The sequence below is a fragment of the Anaeromassilibacillus sp. An172 genome (assembly GCF_002160515.1).
GTDB lineage: Bacteria > Bacillota > Clostridia > Oscillospirales > Acutalibacteraceae > Limousia > Limousia pullorum.
In genome coordinates, this window is sequence record NZ_NFKS01000018.1 from 42,012 (window position 1) to 60,491 (window position 18,480).

Here is an 18,480-nt window from a genome sequence, read left to right on the forward strand (position 1 = left end):
CAAATTTATTTCTCTGTGCAGAATTCTACCTTTTTTCCATCCAAAATCATGTTGGTGGTTCTTACTGCGCACATTTTACCGCACATTGAGCAGGTATGTCTATCCTTTGGAGGTGTGCTTTCAAAATATTCTCTTGCCTTTTCTCCGTCTATTGCAAGGCTGAACATCTCTTCCCAGTCAACCTTATGTCTTGCGTCTGACATCTTGTTGTCAATATCTCTTGCCCCCGGGATACCCTTTGCGATATCTGCGGCGTGAGCGGCAATTCTGCTTGCCACGATTCCCTCTTTAACGTCGTTGATATCAGGAAGTCTTAAATGCTCAGCAGGTGTTACGTAGCAGAGGAAGTCTGCGCCGTTAGCGGCGGCGATTGCTCCGCCGATTGCTGATGTTATATGGTCATAGCCCGGAGCGATATCTGTAACGAGAGGTCCCAAAACATAGAAAGGAGCGTTATGGCAAATTCTCTTCTGCATAACCATATTGGCTGCAATCTCATTCATTGCCATATGACCTGGGCCTTCAACCATAACCTGAACGTCCTTTTCCCATGCACGCTTTGTAAGATTTCCAAGCTCGATAAGCTCTGCAATCTGTCCTGCGTCGGAGCTGTCGTCGATACAGCCTGGTCTTAAAGCGTCGCCCAAGCTGATTGTAACGTCATATTCACGGAGGATTTCAAGAACATCGTCATAGAACTCATAGAATGGGTTTTCATTTCCTGTCATTTCCATCCATGCAAAAAGCAAAGAGCCGCCACGGGAAACAATATTCATTCTTCTTCCCTCACGCTTGAAAGCCTCAACCGCTCTCTTATTGATACCTGCGTGGATTGTCATAAAGTCAACGCCCTCTTTTGCGTGGGCTTCAACAACCTTCAAAAAGTCCTTTGCTGAAATTTCAAGCAAGTCCTTATCAAGATAACCGATAGCGTCATACATAGGAACAGTTCCTATCATTGCAGGAGATTTCTCAATAAGCTGCTGACGGAAAGTATTTGTCTTACCGTAGTTGCTCAAGTCCATAATAGCCTCAACGCCAAACTTTATAGCCATATCAACCTTCTGCATTTCCACGCTGTAGTCCTTGCAGTCGCCGGAAATACCCAGGTTTACATTGATTTTTGTTTTAAGTCCTGAACCGATTCCCTCCGGCGACAGTGATGTATGGTTGATATTTGCAGGGATTGCAACCTGTCCGCAGGCAACCAGCTTCATAAGCTTATCAACGCCCATATTTTCCTTTGCGGCAACAATCTCCATTTCAGGTGTAACTATCCCCTTTTTAGCCGCTTCCATCTGTGTATAATACTCTCTCATACCATTTCTCCTTTTCTTTTTTAGTTCCGCCTTGCAAAACTTCTGCTTAAAAATAAACACCGTTTCAAGGCGGGCGAGGCTTTTGTTTCCGCCTTGCAAAACTTCTGCTTAAAAATAAACACCGTTTCAAGGCGGGCGAGACCTTTTCCTTATTACTTGGAATGGCTCGCTCTTGGTTGGGTTTTTATTATTCTTTCTAAAAAACAATCCGTCACTTCGTTTGTTATGAAGGATAAAAAAATAAGCGATACCTTTTTGGGGTATCGCTAAAGTTTTTTTGAAAATTCCTACGTTGGCATTACCCAAATCAGGTATACGGGTCGAAGCTTTCACTTCCTCTCAGCCTGCACACAAGCTCCCCGGTTCATCCTATTAAATTTTACAGACAAAGTATAACATCAAAATTATACAGTGTCAACATTTTCCTTTTATCAGCCCTTGCCCGACAAAGCTCTTTCAAGCCAGATATCGGCTATATCTATTGCCGCATAAAGTCCCGGCTTTTCGCTGGATTTTATTATTCTTCTTCTTGGGCTTAAATCCTGGTCGGTGCTTAACAGCTGAACAGAAACCTTTGTTGCGGTTTCAAGACCGTTTATCTCTTCTTTGCTTTTGATTGCAAGTCTTATAACAAAAGGGTCAGCCATACTGCCGTAGTACAACTCGTCACCGCAGCGAACCAATGGCTTACCCTTATAGGTAAAAAACTTCTTTTTAGTCACTGTAAAACCTCCTACTACTTTAAGTTTAGATAGGACTTCACAAGTGCTTCCAGCAAATCATCACGGTCAATTTTACTGATAATGTTTCTCGCATTATTATGAGTTGTAATGTAAGTGGGGTCCTCAGAGAGAATATAACCAACTATCTGATTGATAGGATTATAACCTTTTTCCTTGAGCGCCTCATAAACTATCTTCATAGATGTTTTAATCTGATCGTCTTTTTCATTCTGCAACGAAAATACCATTGTTCTGTCGTGCATGGAAACACCTCCTAACTATGTTATTATACTACAATTATTAACATATTACAATAGTATAAGGTACAAAATTTGATGTGTTTGTGACAATTATGTGAATTTTAATATACAAACTCTTTTAACTGACTTCTATGCTGATTTATAATAAATTTATTTTCTCTTGACATTTATTATATCAAGTATCAAAATAAAAATGATAAAAAATAAAAATTTTTTTGAAAACTTAAAACCTTTTCTCCTTTTGACTTGTCTATATAGTGTAACAACAAAAAATTACAAACAAAAGGAGTAATCAACATGAAAAAAATAATTTTAATTCTTTCCTCTCCTCCGGTCTGCTTTTTTAATGAAAGCAAGCGTTATTATGACAGAGCTTAATGTATTAAAATGGTTTTCCGCCCTTTTGAAAAAAGAGCGTTGTGAAAACAAAACAGACAGAGAAACAAAGGAAAAAATATACGAAAACATCATAAAGAGAGGTAACGAAAATGAATTACACAAAAACAATAACTGACGCCGTAAACGGAAATAAAGAAGCATTGGCGGCTTTATACGAGGACACCCAGAATGACATGTACTACATAGCTCTTAAATACACAAAAAACAAAGAAGACGCTATGGACGTTGTTCAGGACGCATACATCAAAGCATGGCAGTATCTGCCCACATTGAAAGACCCTGAGAGCTTCCGTTCCTGGCTCAGCAGAATAGTCGCCAACACTGCAAAAAATCTTCTTTCAAAGAAAAATCCTACATTATTCTCCCAGATAGAGCCGGAAGACCAGGACGACAGCTTTATTTATGACAGGGAGGACGAAAACAGAGATTACCAGCCTGAGCTTAACTACACAAAAAAAGAAACTCAGGAGCTTGTAAGAGAGATGATAGACAGTCTTTCAGATGAACAGCGCCTGTGTATTCTCATGTTTTACCTTGAGGGTCAGAGCATAAAGGACATTGCTCAGTCCTTTGAAATCCCGGAAAACACCGTAAAGTCCCGATTGAATTACGGAAGAAAAGCATTAAAGAAAAAAGCCGACGAGCTTGAACAGAAGGGCTACAAGCTTTTGGGTATCTCCCCGATTTCTCTGCTTTTGTATTTGCTCCGTCAGGAAAAATTTTTCCCGGAAATCCAGACAGTCGCAAACATTGCAAAAGAAGTCTGCAAAAAGGAAATCTTAAATTCCATAGGAGAAGCCGCAAATCACGTTGGCAAAGGCGTTCAGACAGCAGCAGGAAAATCCGCCGCTGCCGGTGCAAAAACCGCCGCAGGTCACACCTTTATCCACACCGCCCTTGGAAAAACTCTGATAGGTTTGCTTTCAGTGGCTATAGTTGCGGGAGGAGCCACCGTGGCTGTAAAGCTTGCAGGAAACTCAAACAATCAGCCAACGGAAGCCATAACAGAAACTGTAGAAACAACAGAGTCCACCACAGAAACCACTGAACCGACCACAGAAAACACTGAGCCAAAAGATTTTACCGAGGATATGTACCCAACTATGATTGCGGGAAATCTTACAATGGACGAGTTTAAATATATTCTTTCCTATGGTCCTAAGGAAATGAACGACGGTGTTCCCACACAAAGTTATGCAGAGCTTTTGAATTATCTCTGTGAGCCTTCAGGCCGCAACGGAAATTACATTGCCGATTTAGGAAACACCTCCGACTGGAAAGCAATGTATTCCCTCAGCGATGTAAACAGACTGTTCTCTTCATTTACAGACTTTAGATTCACCGCAGACAACGCTTCACAAGCCAACGCATATGTAAGCGGCGACGCAATTATATTTTCCCCTGCCACAGTGGGACATATGATTACTTCCGACATAACATCCGCCAAGTATACCGACGATGAACTTATAATAGATTTCACCTATAACTACACCTCAGGCGGCGGCAGCGGAAGCTACACACTCTACAAGGAAGCTGTTTTAGTTCCAAACAGCGAGGGACTCTATCAGATAACCGATATATACGAGAGAAGCGAAGAAGAGGAACCAACCGAAGCCGAAACATCCCAGACTCAGGACAGCCAATCCTCTCAATCAAGTCAGGACAGCGAGGATGAAGTAAACAAGCTGTATCAGGACACAATAAACAGAGTAAAAGCCAAGGAATCAGGTTTTGCCTTTACAACCTATCCGGACAGCAGTTACAACGGCGAATATTCATACTTCATACGTGACCTTAACAATGACGGAAAGCCGGAGCTTGTTGTGGCGGCAAGAGCTGCGGAAGGTCCTTTTATAGTGTACAATTACAGGGTATACGGCTATGACCACCAGGGCGACACCTACACTCTTAAAACAATCTCAGATGATTTATCCGCTTTAAATCTTTTAATCCCTGAGGACGGCAACGGACTTTTTATTTATAATTTCAGCCGTGGCACAGGAGAGGAGAATTTCCACAGGGCAACAATAGAAAACGGCAGCTTTGTGATTTCCTCTGCTTCGGAATACACCTACACAATGGGAACAGATGCTTCAAATCAGTTCCACAGTTCAAACCCATCCGCTTTTCCGGATTAAAATAATAAGTTAAAACAAAAAGGACTGCAATTCAAAGTGCAGTCCTTTAATTATTTAAAACATATATTTTCCGGCTTCACGGATACAGGCGGCTGTTTTCTCTATGTCCTCATCTGTGTGGGCGTAAGATACAAACATCGCCTCGAACTGGGACGGGGCTATATATATTCCCTTTTCCAGCATAAATGAAAAATATTTTGCGTATTTTTCCGTATCGCTTGAAAGTGCGTCAGTATAGCTTTCAACCTTTTTATCGGTAAAGAAAGGACAAAGGAGAGAACCCACACGGTTCACATTAAAGCCTGAGCCTTTAAAGGCTTTTTCCAAAATCTCTGATTTCTTTTCAAGCTCTGTATATATATTTTTATTCTCTCTGAGAATTTTAAGTGTTTCAATTCCTGCGGTTACGGCGATTGGGTTTCCTGAAAGAGTTCCCGCCTGATACACTTTACCGATCGGAGCCACGTTTTCCATTATATCACGTCTGCCGCCGTACACCGCCAAAGGCATACCGCCGCCGGCGATTTTTCCAAGAGAAGTCAAGTCCGGCTTTACGCCGTAATACTCCTGAGCTCCGCCCAAAGCAAGTCGAAAACCTGTTATAACCTCGTCGAAAATAAGAAGAATACCGTTGTCCTCGGTGAGCTTTCTAAGCTCCTGCAAAAATTCCTTTTTAGGAGGAACAACGCCCATATTTGCCGCAACAGGCTCGATTATCACACAGGCAATTTCTCCCTTGTTGCTCTCTATAAGCTTTTCCACAGAGGAAATATCGTTATATTCTGCAATCAAGGTATCCTTTGTGCAGTTTTCGGGAACACCTGCGCCGGATGGTATTGACTGGGTCAAAAGTCCCGAGCCCGCTTTTACCAGCATACAGTCGGAATGGCCGTGATAACATCCGTTAAACTTGATTACCTTATTTTTTCCTGTAAATCCCCTGGCGGCACGGACAACACTCATAACCGCCTCTGTTCCGGAATTTACCAGGCGCATCATTTCCATTGATGGCATCAATGAAGAAATCAATTTTGCAAGTATTGTTTCCTTTTCGGTGGGAGCGCCGAAAGTAAGTCCGTCCTCGCAGGCTTTCTGCACCGCAGCTATAACCTGAGGGTGGCTGTGACCCAAAATTCCCGGGCCCCATGAACATACAAAATCCACATAGGAATTTCCGTCCACGTCGTATATATAACCTTTCTCTGCTCTTTTTATGAACAGCGGTTCTCTCTTTACCGCCTGATAAGCTCTGACAGGGCTGTTAACTCCGCCGGGCATATATTTTTTTGCCTCTTCAAAAAGACTGTGTGATTTTTCGGTATTCAACTTTTTCACCCTTAATCAATCTTTAAATTTCTTTCTTTAAATTTCTTTCAGCCACTGAACAGCTTCAATGGCGTGATATGTTATTATAATATTTGCGCCTGCACGCTTTATGGCGTAAAGGTTCTCAAGAACAATTCTCTTTTCGTCAATCCAGCCGGAAAGAGCCGCCGCTTTTACCATTGCATATTCTCCGCTTACATTGTAGGCGGCAACAGGAACGTCAAATCTCTGGGAAGCTTCCTTTATAACGTCAAGATAAGCCAAAGCAGGCTTTACCATTACAATGTCTGCGCCCTCTTCTATATCGTTGGAAATCTCTCTCATTGCCTCTTTTACATTGGCAAAATCCATCTGATATGTTTTTCTGTCGCCGAACTTTGGGGCAGAGTGTGCGGCATCTCTGAAAGGTCCGTAATATGCTGAGGCATATTTTGCGCTGTATGCCATAATCGGCACATTTTTAAAGTTGTTATTGTCGAGAACCTTTCTTATATATTCAACTCTTCCGTCCATCATATCTGACGGTGCAACCATATCAGCACCGGCCTGAACGCAGGTGAGAGCCATTTCTGCAAGGTATGGAAGTGTTTCGTCGTTTAAGATTTCGCCTTCGTTGACAATTCCGCAGTGACCGTGGTTTGTATAAGCACAAAGGCAAATATCAGCCACTACCACAATGTCCGGATAATGGTTCTTTATATATTTAATTCCCTTCTGGGCAATTCCGTCCCAGCGGTATGCTTCACTTCCCTTGGAATCCTTATGCACAGGAACGCCGAAAATCATAACTCCGCTTATTCCTGAATTTACAACCTGCTCCATTATTTCGTAAAGTCTGTCAACGGAATAGTTGTACACTCCCGGCATTGAGGGGATTTCCTCTTTTATGCCTCTGCCCTCTGTAACAAAAATAGGATAAATAAGTTCAGAGGGAAGCACTGTTGTTTCTCTAACAAGACTTCTCATTGTGCTGTTCTGTCTTAATCTTCTGTTTCTGTTCATAGCAATTCTCCTTTACAGCTTTAGCTAAGCCTTTACAGCTAAAATTATCCGCTGTAATTATTTTCATATTTCCTATCAAACCCCTGTATTTTTCAATCTGTTTCTTTGTTTCCTCACCTATGCAGATAACCACTGTGTCCTGTGAGAAAAAGCTCTGAGGATTTTTCATTTCCTCAAAAAATATTTTAACTCCGGAACCGCTGGAAAATGTTATTCGGCTGTATTTTTTCTCTGCGCCGTTTTTTTCAAAATTTTCTATGGCGTCCTTGTCAGCGCCGACGCTGTATGTGCTCACATCCGTAAAGTCAAAGCCTTCCTTAGTGAGAATTTCCTCAAGAGACTTTGAACCCTGGGCGCTTCTGAAAGCCACCGCCGATTTAACTCCGCCATTTTTGCGGCAGTCCTCAGCTATGGCCTTTGCAAGTTCTTCTACTGTATATTTTTGGGGAACCACATCGGGAATTAACCCGTAATTTCTAAGCTTTTCGCAGGTTCCGCTTCCCACAGCCGCAATTCTTGTTCCGTATATTTTGCGTACATCAATTTCATATCTTTTCAGCAAATTGAAAAATACATCAACACCATTAGGTGATGTAAAAATAGTATAACATCCATTTTCTACTTTTTCAATTCCCTTTGCAAGCTCTTGTTCGCATGTGGATATATTTATTTTTGACAAAATCAATTTTTCCCCATGCAAGCCCAATTTTTTTAGTTCTTTTGACAGTTTTTCTGTGTGTGTGGCTGTTCCGGTTATCAGTATGTTTTTTGTTTCCTGCTGTTGTTTTTCTCCGGAAAAATCACAGGCGGCTGTATCTCCTATAACAATAACCGCCGGGGATTTCATGTTATTTTCTTTCACATCTTTTTCGGCATTTTTTAAGGTGGTTCTTATAACCCTTTGATTTTTTCTGCATCCGTCGGATATAACCGCCGCCGGGGTATCTTCTGAAAGTCCGCAGGAAACAAGGGTATCTGCGATATATCCTATAAGATTTAATCCCATTAAAACCACCAAGGTTCCCTTTGTACGGGCGTAACCCTCAAGAACCTGTCTGTCCACGGGAGTTCCGTCGGATTTTCTGGCTGTGATAACCATAAAGCTTCTGCTTGTGTCCCTGTGGGTCACAGGTATTCCTGCCCTTTGAGGAACCGCAATGCAGGAGCTTATTCCCGGCACAACCTCATAGGAAATATTCTCCTTTTCCAGAGCCTGAGCCTCTTCGCCCCCTCTTCCAAAAACAAAGGGGTCGCCGCCCTTGAGCCTAACCACTGTTTTACCCTCTAAGGCTTTATTTAAAATTATTCCGTTTATTTTACCCTGCAAAAGGGAAGGTTTTCCGAACCTTTTTCCCACGTATATTTTCTCACAGTCCTTACGGGCGTTTAAAAGTATATCTTCATCAACCAGGCTGTCGTAAATTATCACCTGGGCGTTTTTTATGCAGTCAAGGGCTTTCAGGGTCAGAAGCTCTTCGCCTCCGCAGCCTGCGCCCACAAGATAAACCTTTCCCTGTGGTTTTATTTCTCTCATAGAATTTTCCTCTGCTAAACTTAAATCATATCCCTTATATATTTTTCCGCTGTTGCCTTAAAGCTTTTTTCATCGGTTTCAAAATAACTTCTTTTATCGCCGTACATAACGGAGCAGGAAATTATTCCCTCGTTAAATTTTGCAGACGCACCGATAGATGCACTGCAATCTCCGCCCAACAGCTTCAAAATATATCTTTCACAGTCGAACTCTTTTCTGGTTTTTTCGCACTGAACCGCCTTTATAAGCTCTGATACATCCGAGTTTTTCAAAGCTTCAATTACAATTATTCCCTGACAGGCGGCTGGTATCATTTCTTCCTCGGTAAAGGGTCTGAAATCAAAACGGCTGTCCTTATAAAGCTTTAGACGGTCAAGGCCTGCGGCGGCAAGAATTATTCCGTCGTACTCGCCCCTGTAGAGCTTTTCAAGCCTTGTGTTTATGTTTCCCCTGATAAGCTTAAAGTCGCAGTTTTCAACAAGCTTTGAACACTGCAAGGCTCTTCTTTTGCTTCCTGTTCCTATTGTTTTCAGGTTTTCAAAACCTCTGCCCTTTTTAGTCACCAAAACGTCACGGCGGTCGTCACGGCTTAAAACTCCGGAAATTTCCAAGCCCTCGTAAAGCTCCAAGGGCAAATCCTTTCCGCTGTGTACTGCAAAGTCTATTTCACCTGTTTTAATAAGCCTTTCAATTTCGCTTACAAAAAGTCCCTTGTCGCCTATTTCACCCAAAGGCTTTTCAAGGTTTCTGTCGCCTCTTGTGCTTATTCCCACTGTTTCAAATTCCAGTTCCGGAAATCTGCTTTTCAGTGCGTCTACCGCCATTTCAGTCTGCTTTAACGCCAAAAGGCTTTTTCTTGTGCCGGCTTTAATTACCCTTTTCATCTTCCCCCGCCTATGTATTTCTTCATTATTTTATTTGCAAGCATAACGGATTCTTTGGAGTCGCCCTCCTCATAAACAAGGGCGTTGAAAACCTCTTTTAAAAATTCCGCTCTTATATCGCTGCTGTAAATAAATCTTTTGGCATTTTTTCTCTGGTTATACATGATGTCTATTATGTTATCAAGTCTTTCACCGTCAAGCTCCTGAAACTTTCTTCTAAGGTAAGCGGCGCACAGTGGGCTTTTTCCCTCTGTGGTAAATGCCGCAGTATAGTTTCTGCCCTTTGAAACCGACGGGAAAATAAATGTGCATTTTTTAATATCGTCCACCACATTTACAGGCAGATGTCTTTCAACGCACAAATCGTAAATATGGCTGTTGAGATGGTCGTTATCTGTGGCGGCAATTACAAAACTGCACCCGTCAATATCAGAGTCCATAAAAAGATGATAAACCATCTCTATTTTACTTTTAATTTTATCATCGTAAAAACCATCGCAAAACTTTTTTGAACAAACCTTTATTTTGCAGTCAAAAAGCAACAGTTTTTCTACCTTCCTCAAAGCAACCTCTCCGCCTCCCACAACAAGACACTGCTTGTCGGTAACATCCATAAAAAACGGAAAATAGCTCATATATCCACCTCGTCAAGTTCTTTCATTATTTTTATAAGCTGGGAAAATCCATGGCTGTCCATTTCCTTTTTGGCCTTAAACAAAAGCTTTGCAAGGCTTACAGTCTTTTCCCTGTCGATGTTTTCTCCTGTTCCAAATTCATCGTGAAAAATCATGTCACGGTTCAGCTCGTCCTGATAATTTTTGCAGATTTCCACAGCCCAGTCCACCGCCTGAAGCTTCAGCCTGTTGTTTTCCTCTGCGATTATTTCAAAATCATCTATTGTCACAAGCCTTGTGTTTTTCATCTCCGCCACATTTTCATCTATATCTCTGGGGACGGCTATGTCTATAAAAAGTCTTTTTTTATCGCTTATGTTTTTCTTTTCAATCTCCCTGCGCATCACCGTGTAATGGGGGCTTGATGTGGCACTTACCACTGCATCCGCCCAGTCCATATATTGGTATCTTTCCTCATAAGGCACGCATTTTACACGGCTTTCATCCTTTGGCACAAACCCCAGTTTTTTTCTTAAAGGACATATTATGTATATGTTTGGCTTTGACAAAAGATTATTGAGTATGGCTTTTCCCATTTCTCCGGTTGCGCCTATCAAAAGCACGTTTTTATCTGTCTTTGAAAAATCCTCATAAAAAACGGTTCTTGCGGTAAGTGTCGCAGTGGAAACCGGCGTCTTTGAAAGTGGCGTGTCTGTCTTTATCTTTTTGGAACAGGCGATTGCCTTTTGAAAAACCGAGTTGAGAATAAATCCCGTTGTCCCCGCTTCGTGGGCAAGGCTGTAAGCGTTTTTAACCTGGCCTAAAATTTCATCCTCGCCTATAATCATGGACTCTATTCCACAGGTAACTCTGAAAATATGCTCTATGCTTTTTTTATCGCCGTATATTCTGAAAAATTCCTTTATATCATCCAAGGACACATTGGAAACACGGGAAACCAGCTTTTCCATTTCCAAAACAGAATTTTTATCTCCGCAAAAATAAAATTCCGTTCTGTTGCAGGTGCAGAGCACCAAAGCTTCCTTAACAGAAAAAATACTCCGCATTTGTCGGAGCAACTCTATCTTTTCTTCTTTGCTGTAATTAAATTTTTCTCTTATTTCCGCCGGAGCTGTCTTATGGCTGATGCTTACACAATACAATAAAATCCACACCCAAATCCAATTTAAAATCCGAAATCTTCTGTATTTTTTGATTCGGCTCGATGTTATTCTACATCTTCTTTGTTTATTTTATGATACCATGAAAAGGCATTAAAATCAAATAATATATGTTTATTTTTGTATAAATTCATGTTATAATATAGCCGCAGCACTTTGCATAAATATTTTATTGATAAGGCAGATGAAAATATGCTTGATTTCAGAACAGATACATTTCTTTCCGTATGCAAGCACATGAATTACACAAAAGCCGCCGAAGAATTAAACATAACCCAGCCGGCAGTTTCCCAGCATATAAAATACATAGAGGAATACTACGGCGCAAAGGTTTTCGGCTTTAACGGCAAAAAAATGTATTTAACGGAAGCCGGCGAAATGCTCTACGAAGCCATAAGCACCATGAAGCACAACGACAGCTTTCTTCGTGATTCCATACACAATATAAGAAATCACAATTCTACCCTTTCCTTTGGGGCAACCCTTACCATTGGGGAATATGTTATTCCCGGCAAGCTTGCCGCCTATTTAAAAAAATATCCGGAAACAAAGGTAAACCTCACCATTGCAAACACTGAAAAGCTTCTTTCAATGCTTGACAAGGGTGAAATCGACTTTGCGGTTGTAGAAGGGTATTTCGGAAAAAATCAGTATGAACACATTGTCTGTTCTTTGGAAAATTATACCGCTGTGTGCTGTAAAGACCACCCTTTCGCCGAAACTGAAAAATCCCTTGAGGAGCTTTTCTCCCAGACTCTGATACTCCGTGAAAAAGGCTCAGGCACAAGGGAAATTTTAACAAGAAGCTTAGAGGAAAAAAATTTAGGTATTTACGATTTTAAAAACATTATCGAGCTTAGCAACATAAACGCCGTAAAGACACTTGTTGAAAAGGACTGCGGCATAACCTTTATCTATGAGGCGGCGGTTCAGGAGGAACTCAGAAAGGGAACTCTTAAAAAAATATATGTAAAAGACCTTATAGATAAGCACGAATTTACTTTTATTTGGCGAAAGAATAGTATTTTTTCTGACTATTATAAAACAATTTATGATAATTTAATAAATTCGGTACTTTAAATAGCAATGAATATATGCTATAATACAGGTTGGGTTTAAAACTCACAGGAGGATATCTTACTTTGCGGCAAACAATTCTGTTTTTATAGATAGTTTTAAAAATACAATATTTCGTAAAGATTTTTCAGGAGGTATTCAGCATGATACTGTCAGAGCTGCTTTGCGCAGAAAATTATAAGGTTATACAGGGCAGATTGGATATAGAAATCAGCGATGTTATATACGATTCCAGAAAAGCCACAGAGGGCTGCGCTTTTGTATGCCTTAAAGGCTACAACACCGACGGCCACACCTATGTTGAGTCAGCCATAAAAATGGGAGCTGTTGCAATTATAGCCTGCGACACAGTTGAGGTTCCCGAAAACGTGACCTTGATTATGGTTAAGGACACAAGAAAAACCCTTGCCCTTATGAGCCGTGAGTATTTCGGTCATCCGGATGAAGAGCTTAAAACAGTGGCAGTAACCGGTACAAAGGGCAAAACCACCACAGCCGCCATGATACGCTCTATTCTCGAGTGCGGCGGAATTAAAACCGGTACAATCGGAACTTTGGGAATTATCATAGGCGACAAAATCTACAAGACAAACAACACAACACCTGAGTCATACGAGGTTTATCAGGCAATGAGAAAAATGGTTGAAGCCGGCTGCGGCGCACTTGTTATTGAGGCTTCATCTCTTGGTCTTAAATGGCACAGAGTTGACGGTATACTCTTTGACATAGGCGTTTTCACAAACTTCTCCCACGACCATATAGGAGCCAGCGAGCATAAGGACTTGGAGGAATACTTCTCCTGCAAGGCTCTTCTTTTCAGACAGTGCAAGCACGGCATATTCAACATGGACGACCCAATGTGGAAAAAGATGACCGAACACTGCACCTGCACAGTTGAAACCTTCGGCTTTGACAAGGATGCGGACTTTGTGGCTTCCGACGAAAGCCTTATTGCAAGACCCGGATATATCGGCGTACACTTTGAAGCATCAGGCAAGAAAAATCTTTCCCTTGACGTGGCAATCCCGGGAAAATTCAGCGTTTACAACGCAATCTCCGCAATAGCTGTTTGCAGTCACTTTGACATAGACGACAAGGCAATTATCGACGGACTTAACAGCGTTAAGGTTAAAGGACGTGTAGAGGCTGTTCCGGTTCCTGGAGATTACACACTGCTTATCGACTATGCGCACAACGCTGTTTCCATGGAAAATGTTCTTGAAACTTTGAGAGAATACAAGCCAAACAGAATTGTCACCATGTTCGGAGCAGGCGGAAACCGTCCAAAGGTTCGCCGTTACGAAATGGGAGAGGTTTCCGGACGTCTTTCCGACCTTTCGGTTATCACCGAGGACAATTCACGTTTTGAAAATGTAATGGACATAATCGAGGACATAAAGGTCGGTATCGACAAGACCGACGGAAAATACGTTGTAATTCCCAACCGAGTTGACGCTATAAGATACTGCATGGAAAACGCTCTTCCGGGAGATATTATAGTTCTTGCCGGCAAGGGCCACGAGGACTACCAGGAAATCAAAGGCGTTAAATACCACATGGACGAAAGAGAAATTGTAGCAGAAATTTCCGAGTCCATGAAAAATTACCAGCACGACGGAAAATGCGAATACTGCAAGGACGACGAGGCTGAGGAAGAATAATTTTAACAAATATAAAACGCTCATAAGGAAACAAAATCCTTATGAGCGTTATTTTTTAAGCGTCAAAACATTCGTTTATTATTTTCTTTGACCACTCAAATAATTTTTCAGAAATCTCTTTAAATTCCTTTTCGTCAATATGACAATTCTCTCGGAGCAGGATAAATTCTCCGATTATATCCGCATCCTCCGGCTTTACCAGCTTGTAAAGCTCTGATTTTCTCTTTATGTACTGTCCTGTTTCCGCAAAATACTTCGCCTGTATCACAAACATGGCTGTTTTGCAGATTGAAACAAGCAGTCTGCTGTCCTTTTCGTGGAGCATATTGTGGACGCACATGTGGTAAACATTGCATGCGCCTATGAGAATACTTCTCTTCACGTCCTCTTCGGAAATAAGCTTTAAAAGGTAATCAATGTTTCCGTAGTAAGAGACAGTGTCGTTATAAAACTGGAAAAGCTCTGATTTTTCCCACTTAATAAGCTCCTCTTTTCCCGACATAAAACCGCAGACCTTTTGTCTTTGTGGCATGTCTGATACTATCATATCGTAGGTTTTTATGTCGTTGGCGGAAAGCTGGTCTAAAATAACCACCACGTCAATATCGCTTTCCGCAGTTTCCTCGTGTCTGCCGTAGCTTCCCTGCAAACCAACAAATTCCAGTCTGTTTCCAAAAATTCCTATGAGCCTGTCCGTAAGCTCTTTCATCCAACAATCAATATGGAACATAATCTCACTCTCCCTTTGCTCCTAATCACTTGAAACACAGTGCATGTGGCTGTCGGCTTCATTCCATTTCACCGCATAGCCGGCGCCATGGGAACAGAAAACCGAATCCGCCGTATTTTCCGTATCTCTGTCCGAATTATATCCTATTTTTTCCACTACTTCCTCAGTGTTGTGACATTCTTTGTAACCGCAAAATCTCAGGGAAATCACCGCCCTGCCGGAGGTAAAGGACATAAGCTCCTTGGGATAGCTTCTGAAAGACTCCACAGGTGCTTCACCCTTTATTATAACATTGTTTCCCTCTGTTTCAGGTGGCAGAAAGCTTCCGTACATTCTTTGAATATCGGACATTATTCTTCCTGTAAATCCGCTGTCCGCCTCTATCTCAAAGCTGTACCATGGCTCTAACAGAACGCTTTCCGCCTTCCTCAATCCCTGACGTATTGCCCTGTATACGGCTTCCCTGAAATCTCCGCCCTCTGTATGCTTGAGATGGGTTCTTCCCGTAAGCAGGACAAATTCTATATCTGTTATGGGCGAGCCTGTAAGCACGCCCTTATGAACTTTTTCAAAAACATGGGTTCTAACCAAATTCTGAAAGCTTTTTTCCAAAACCTCCAGAGAACACTGGGAGGAAAAGGAAATTCCACTTCCCCTCTCTGTTGGCACAAGCCTTAAATGAACCTCCGCATAGTGGCGCAAAGGCTCGAAATGACCTCTTCCTACCACCGGATTTTTAATGGTTTCAAGGTATAGAATTTTACATTCCCCGAAATACACATCTATATTAAATCTCTGTTTTAAAACAAACTTTAAAACCTCAAGCTGAATTTCTCCCATAACCCTTACGGTTATCTGCCGGGTGCTTTCCTCACGGAGAGCCATAAGCATAGGCTCTTCCGCCTGCAAAATATTCAGATACCCCATCATGGTTTTATCGCTGCATTTTGACTTATCAAACTCAAGCCCTGCGCTTAGCATTGGGTAAAATTCGTAAGGACTTTTTGTAACTTTGCCCTTTTCTATCTCGTCTCCGCATACAAGCTCCCCAGGCCCCGTCACAGCATAAAGACCTCCGCAAACAGCCTTTGAAGCGGGAATAAGCTTTTCACCGTGACAAATGTACATCTCGTTTATTTTAACGCCCGGAATAATCTCCTCTTTTACCTTAATACTTCCGGAGCGTATTTTGAGATATGTCATTCTTGTGCCTTTTCCGTCATATCTTACCTTATAGACGGAAGCGGAAAAGTCCTCATTTTCTTTATTATTTCCCAAAGCGAATGTTTCCAATGCTTTTATAAAACAGTCAATTCCTATATCCTGCAAAGCCGAACCCACAAAGCATGGGAAAACCTTTCTTTCCTTTATCATCTGTGCGGTTCGCTTTAAAACAAGCTCCTCTGTACATGAGTCGGAAAAATAATTTTCCAGAAGAACCTCGTCCCTTTGGGCAAGCTCTTCCAAAAGGCTTTTGTTTTCCACAATGTTTTCACAGCTGTCAAACAAAACCGCATTTTCTGAAAACTTTCTTTTTATATGATTTAAAACCCTTTCCGGCTCTGCTCCGTTTCTGTCGCTTTTATTGAGAAAAATAAACACCGGTATTTTATGTTTATCGAGAAGCTTCCACAGAGTTTCCGTGTGACTTTGAATACCCTCCACACAGCTTATAATGAGGACGGCATAATTCATCACCTTTACCCCTCGTTCTGTTTCCGAAACAAAGTCGGTATGTCCCGGGGTATCCAAAAGGAAAAAGGTCTTTTCCCCAAGTTCAAAACAGGCTTCCTGGGAAAAAACCGTTATGCCTCTCGCCCTTTCTATTTCATGGCTGTCAAGAAAAGTGTCCCTGTGGTCAACTCTGCCGGCTTTTCTTATGCTTCCGCTGTGATATAAAAGCCTTTCGGCAAATGTAGTTTTTCCGGCGTCAACATGAGCCAGCAGTCCTAAAGTAACATTCATCTTCCGCACCCTTTCATAGTTTAAGTATAGAACAAAAAAACGAAATAATCAAGCGTTTCTGCTATTAAAACTTTTTAAGCCCTGCGGAAAGATAAATCCATAAGTTTTCTAAAACATTAAACTGCCTTTTTACTTTAAGTTTCCATAATTTTTATTGACACCTCAGCTGTTTAGTGATATATTTATTATGAAATACACAAAAGTATATGAACATCCATATGTTTCATAGTGTATTTTACATATTTACGAGCAGGGGGTTTTATAATGAACAATAACAAACTGAATATGTCAGTGCTGGCTTTGGGATGCGGCGTTCTGTCCATTGTTATCGGACTTATGGGCGGATTTTCTGCCTCAATGTGCACAATGTTTACAGCTGCCAATACTTGCGCCAGCGGTGCTTTCGGTATTATTATGCAGCTTGTGGGTATTGCAGCAGGCGTTGTAGGCGTATTTATCTCTTTGACAGAGCAGAAAACAGCAGCTGTTACAGGCAACACCTCAAACTTGGCTGCCGCCGCAATGGTTGTAAGCATCATCGGCATAGCTGTTTCCTTTATCGGAACAGTTTGCATCGGCATCTGCGCATGCAGAGTTAACTCAGCAATGAGCGGACTTTACAGCCTTTCAAGCTATTTGTAATTTTAATTTTTAAAGAATTAAGAGGTACTATGCAGAAATGTATAGTACCTTGATTTTTCAGGAGTTTTTATGTTCCCTTACTTTACTATTTTCGGAAATCAAATTTCCATGTATTCCGTTTCCGCATTGGCAGGGCTTCTGCTTTCCGGTTTTATAGCCTGCAAGCTTTCAAAAAGGCGGAACATCCTCTATGTGGACACAATAATATTTATGCTTTTTTCCTTTATCGGCGTCTACTTCGGGGGAATTATTCTTTATGCAATAACCCAATGGCAGTATATTTCAGCCCTTTTCAGAAACTTTTCCGCAATTATAAACGACGGAATGTTAATTCCGTTTCTTATACAGATTTTCGGCGGTTCTGTATTTTACGGCGGCCTTTTGGGAGGAATCGGCGCAGGAGTTTTGTACCTTAAAGTCACAAAACAAAGTCTGGGTGATTTTTCAGACCTTGCGGCTTTGGTTGCTCCAATGTTTCACGCCTTTGGCAGAATAGGATGTTTTCTGGGCGGCTGCTGTTACGGTATAGAGTGCGACTTTGGCTTTGTATATGAAAACGCCCTTGTGGAAAGCGCAAACGGCGTAAGAAGATTTCCCGTCCAGCTTGTGGAATCGGGATTTGAATTTTTGCTTTTCACCCTTATTCTTTTTATGTTTATAAAGGGCATACAAAAGCACAGACTTTTCCTTTGGTATCTGTTTGTCTACTCCATAGGCAGATTTATTTTAGAATTTTTCCGAGGCGACGAGTACAGAGGATTTGTGGGTTTTCTCTCCACCTCTCAGTTTATAAGCGTTTTCATTTTCACAGTTTCCCTGATTTTGCTTATCAGGACAAATATAAAACATAAAAAACAGATTTTAAACGAATAACAACAAACGCCCTGCTTTAACCGGCAGGGCGTTTCAGCCTGTCGAAAAACCCTGAATTTCTATCTGAAATTCAGGGTTTTTGCGTTTATCAAGCAACCAACACTTTGATAAAAAAGAAGGAGGAATTGGGGTTTAGCCTATTCCATCTATGTA

The 18,480-nt window shown here is 41.5% G+C and carries 16 protein-coding genes and 1 riboswitch; of the genes, 5 read left to right on the forward strand and 11 right to left on the reverse strand.

The genetic code is table 11. The annotated features are described in order from the left end of the window. Nucleotides 1-5: 5 nt before the first annotated feature. The 3 genes from thiC to B5F08_RS09045 all read right to left on the reverse strand — a co-directional run bounded on the left by thiC (nucleotide 6) and on the right by B5F08_RS09045 (nucleotide 2,304). A complete protein-coding gene (gene thiC / locus B5F08_RS09035; protein WP_087378511.1) occupies nucleotides 6-1,319 on the reverse strand; it encodes a phosphomethylpyrimidine synthase ThiC in 1,314 nt (437 codons plus the stop codon). A 266-nt stretch (nucleotides 1,320-1,585) separates the two neighbouring features. Beyond that, nucleotides 1,586-1,691, reverse strand: a riboswitch (TPP riboswitch). A 59-nt stretch (nucleotides 1,692-1,750) separates the two neighbouring features. After that, nucleotides 1,751-2,041: a hypothetical protein gene (locus B5F08_RS09040; protein ID WP_087378513.1), complete on the reverse strand. Its 291-nt coding sequence runs from the start codon at nucleotides 2,039-2,041 to the stop codon at nucleotides 1,751-1,753. 14 nt (nucleotides 2,042-2,055) lie between these two features. Further along, nucleotides 2,056-2,304 (reverse strand): IreB family regulatory phosphoprotein, encoded by a 249-nt coding sequence (locus B5F08_RS09045; protein WP_087378515.1) that lies wholly within the window; start codon nucleotides 2,302-2,304, stop codon nucleotides 2,056-2,058. A 485-nt stretch (nucleotides 2,305-2,789) separates the two neighbouring features. Here B5F08_RS09045 and B5F08_RS09050 point away from each other — a divergent pair, with 485 nt between their 5' ends. Next, nucleotides 2,790-4,838 (forward strand): RNA polymerase sigma factor, encoded by a 2,049-nt coding sequence (locus tag B5F08_RS09050; RefSeq protein ID WP_087378517.1) that lies wholly within the window; start codon nucleotides 2,790-2,792, stop codon nucleotides 4,836-4,838. Between the two features lie 54 nt (nucleotides 4,839-4,892). Here B5F08_RS09050 and hemL read toward each other — a convergent pair whose 3' ends face one another. Genes hemL through hemA form a run of 6 tightly spaced genes read right to left on the reverse strand, consistent with a single transcriptional unit; the run spans nucleotide 4,893 to nucleotide 11,361 of the window. Further along, entirely contained in the window at nucleotides 4,893-6,164 is a 1,272-nt protein-coding gene (gene hemL / locus B5F08_RS09055) for a glutamate-1-semialdehyde 2,1-aminomutase (RefSeq protein WP_087378519.1), read from the reverse strand. Nucleotides 6,165-6,200: 36 nt separating this feature from the next. Further along, nucleotides 6,201-7,166: a porphobilinogen synthase gene (hemB, locus tag B5F08_RS09060; protein WP_087378521.1), complete on the reverse strand. Its 966-nt coding sequence runs from the start codon at nucleotides 7,164-7,166 to the stop codon at nucleotides 6,201-6,203. Beyond that, complete coding sequence (gene cobA, locus B5F08_RS09065; protein ID WP_087378523.1) at nucleotides 7,114-8,700, reverse strand: uroporphyrinogen-III C-methyltransferase; 1,587 nt, start codon at nucleotides 8,698-8,700, stop codon at nucleotides 7,114-7,116. The genes hemB and cobA overlap by 53 nt, the downstream gene beginning before the upstream one ends. A gap of 20 nt (nucleotides 8,701-8,720) precedes the next feature. After that, a complete protein-coding gene (hemC, locus tag B5F08_RS09070) occupies nucleotides 8,721-9,584 on the reverse strand; it encodes a hydroxymethylbilane synthase (RefSeq protein ID WP_087378525.1) in 864 nt (287 codons plus the stop codon). Beyond that, entirely contained in the window at nucleotides 9,581-10,219 is a 639-nt protein-coding gene (locus B5F08_RS09075) for a precorrin-2 dehydrogenase/sirohydrochlorin ferrochelatase family protein (protein WP_087378527.1), read from the reverse strand. Before B5F08_RS09075 ends, hemC begins: the two co-directional genes overlap by 4 nt. Further along, nucleotides 10,216-11,361: a glutamyl-tRNA reductase gene (hemA, locus tag B5F08_RS09080; RefSeq protein ID WP_158096271.1), complete on the reverse strand. Its 1,146-nt coding sequence runs from the start codon at nucleotides 11,359-11,361 to the stop codon at nucleotides 10,216-10,218. Before hemA ends, B5F08_RS09075 begins: the two co-directional genes overlap by 4 nt. 210 nt (nucleotides 11,362-11,571) lie before the next feature. Here hemA and B5F08_RS09085 point away from each other — a divergent pair, with 210 nt between their 5' ends. Both B5F08_RS09085 and B5F08_RS09090 read left to right on the forward strand, forming a co-directional pair. After that, nucleotides 11,572-12,459 carry a LysR family transcriptional regulator gene (locus B5F08_RS09085; protein ID WP_087378531.1) on the forward strand — a complete coding sequence of 296 codons (888 nt, stop codon included), beginning with the start codon at nucleotides 11,572-11,574 and terminating at the stop codon, nucleotides 12,457-12,459. Between the two features lie 140 nt (nucleotides 12,460-12,599). Then, on the forward strand, nucleotides 12,600-14,117 hold the full coding sequence (locus B5F08_RS09090) for a UDP-N-acetylmuramoyl-L-alanyl-D-glutamate--2,6-diaminopimelate ligase (protein ID WP_087378533.1): 1,518 nt from the start codon (nucleotides 12,600-12,602) through the stop codon (nucleotides 14,115-14,117). A 55-nt stretch (nucleotides 14,118-14,172) separates the two neighbouring features. Here B5F08_RS09090 and B5F08_RS09095 read toward each other — a convergent pair whose 3' ends face one another. Both B5F08_RS09095 and B5F08_RS09100 read right to left on the reverse strand, forming a co-directional pair. Then, nucleotides 14,173-14,847, reverse strand: coding sequence for a nucleotidyltransferase domain-containing protein (locus tag B5F08_RS09095; RefSeq protein ID WP_087378535.1), 675 nt, complete (start codon nucleotides 14,845-14,847; stop codon nucleotides 14,173-14,175). A gap of 21 nt (nucleotides 14,848-14,868) precedes the next feature. Then, entirely contained in the window at nucleotides 14,869-16,812 is a 1,944-nt protein-coding gene (locus tag B5F08_RS09100) for a GTP-binding protein (protein ID WP_087378537.1), read from the reverse strand. A 264-nt stretch (nucleotides 16,813-17,076) separates the two neighbouring features. Here B5F08_RS09100 and B5F08_RS09105 point away from each other — a divergent pair, with 264 nt between their 5' ends. Next, complete coding sequence (locus B5F08_RS09105; RefSeq protein ID WP_087378539.1) at nucleotides 17,077-17,454, forward strand: hypothetical protein; 378 nt, start codon at nucleotides 17,077-17,079, stop codon at nucleotides 17,452-17,454. Between the two features lie 69 nt (nucleotides 17,455-17,523). Then, on the forward strand, nucleotides 17,524-18,327 hold the full coding sequence (locus tag B5F08_RS09110) for a prolipoprotein diacylglyceryl transferase (RefSeq protein ID WP_087378541.1): 804 nt from the start codon (nucleotides 17,524-17,526) through the stop codon (nucleotides 18,325-18,327). The last annotated feature ends 153 nt before the right edge of the window (nucleotides 18,328-18,480 follow it).

Bases quoted from the DNA above. Each gene is read 5' to 3' on its own strand.
- thiC (WP_087378511.1), bottom strand. From the start codon at position 1,319: ATGAGAGAGTATTATACACAGATGGAAGCGGCTAAAAAGGGGATAGTT.
- B5F08_RS09045 (WP_087378515.1), bottom strand. From the start codon at position 2,304: ATGCACGACAGAACAATGGTATTTTCGTTGCAGAATGAAAAAGACGAT.
- B5F08_RS09050 (WP_087378517.1), top strand. From the start codon at position 2,790: ATGAATTACACAAAAACAATAACTGACGCCGTAAACGGAAATAAAGAA.
- hemB (WP_087378521.1), bottom strand. From the start codon at position 7,166: ATGAACAGAAACAGAAGATTAAGACAGAACAGCACAATGAGAAGTCTT.
- cobA (WP_087378523.1), bottom strand. From the start codon at position 8,700: ATGAGAGAAATAAAACCACAGGGAAAGGTTTATCTTGTGGGCGCAGGC.
- hemC (WP_087378525.1), bottom strand. From the start codon at position 9,584: ATGAAAAGGGTAATTAAAGCCGGCACAAGAAAAAGCCTTTTGGCGTTA.
- B5F08_RS09075 (WP_087378527.1), bottom strand. From the start codon at position 10,219: ATGAGCTATTTTCCGTTTTTTATGGATGTTACCGACAAGCAGTGTCTT.
- B5F08_RS09085 (WP_087378531.1), top strand. From the start codon at position 11,572: ATGCTTGATTTCAGAACAGATACATTTCTTTCCGTATGCAAGCACATG.
- B5F08_RS09090 (WP_087378533.1), top strand. From the start codon at position 12,600: ATGATACTGTCAGAGCTGCTTTGCGCAGAAAATTATAAGGTTATACAG.
- B5F08_RS09095 (WP_087378535.1), bottom strand. From the start codon at position 14,847: ATGTTCCATATTGATTGTTGGATGAAAGAGCTTACGGACAGGCTCATA.
- B5F08_RS09100 (WP_087378537.1), bottom strand. From the start codon at position 16,812: ATGAATGTTACTTTAGGACTGCTGGCTCATGTTGACGCCGGAAAAACT.
- B5F08_RS09105 (WP_087378539.1), top strand. From the start codon at position 17,077: ATGAACAATAACAAACTGAATATGTCAGTGCTGGCTTTGGGATGCGGC.
- B5F08_RS09110 (WP_087378541.1), top strand. From the start codon at position 17,524: ATGTTCCCTTACTTTACTATTTTCGGAAATCAAATTTCCATGTATTCC.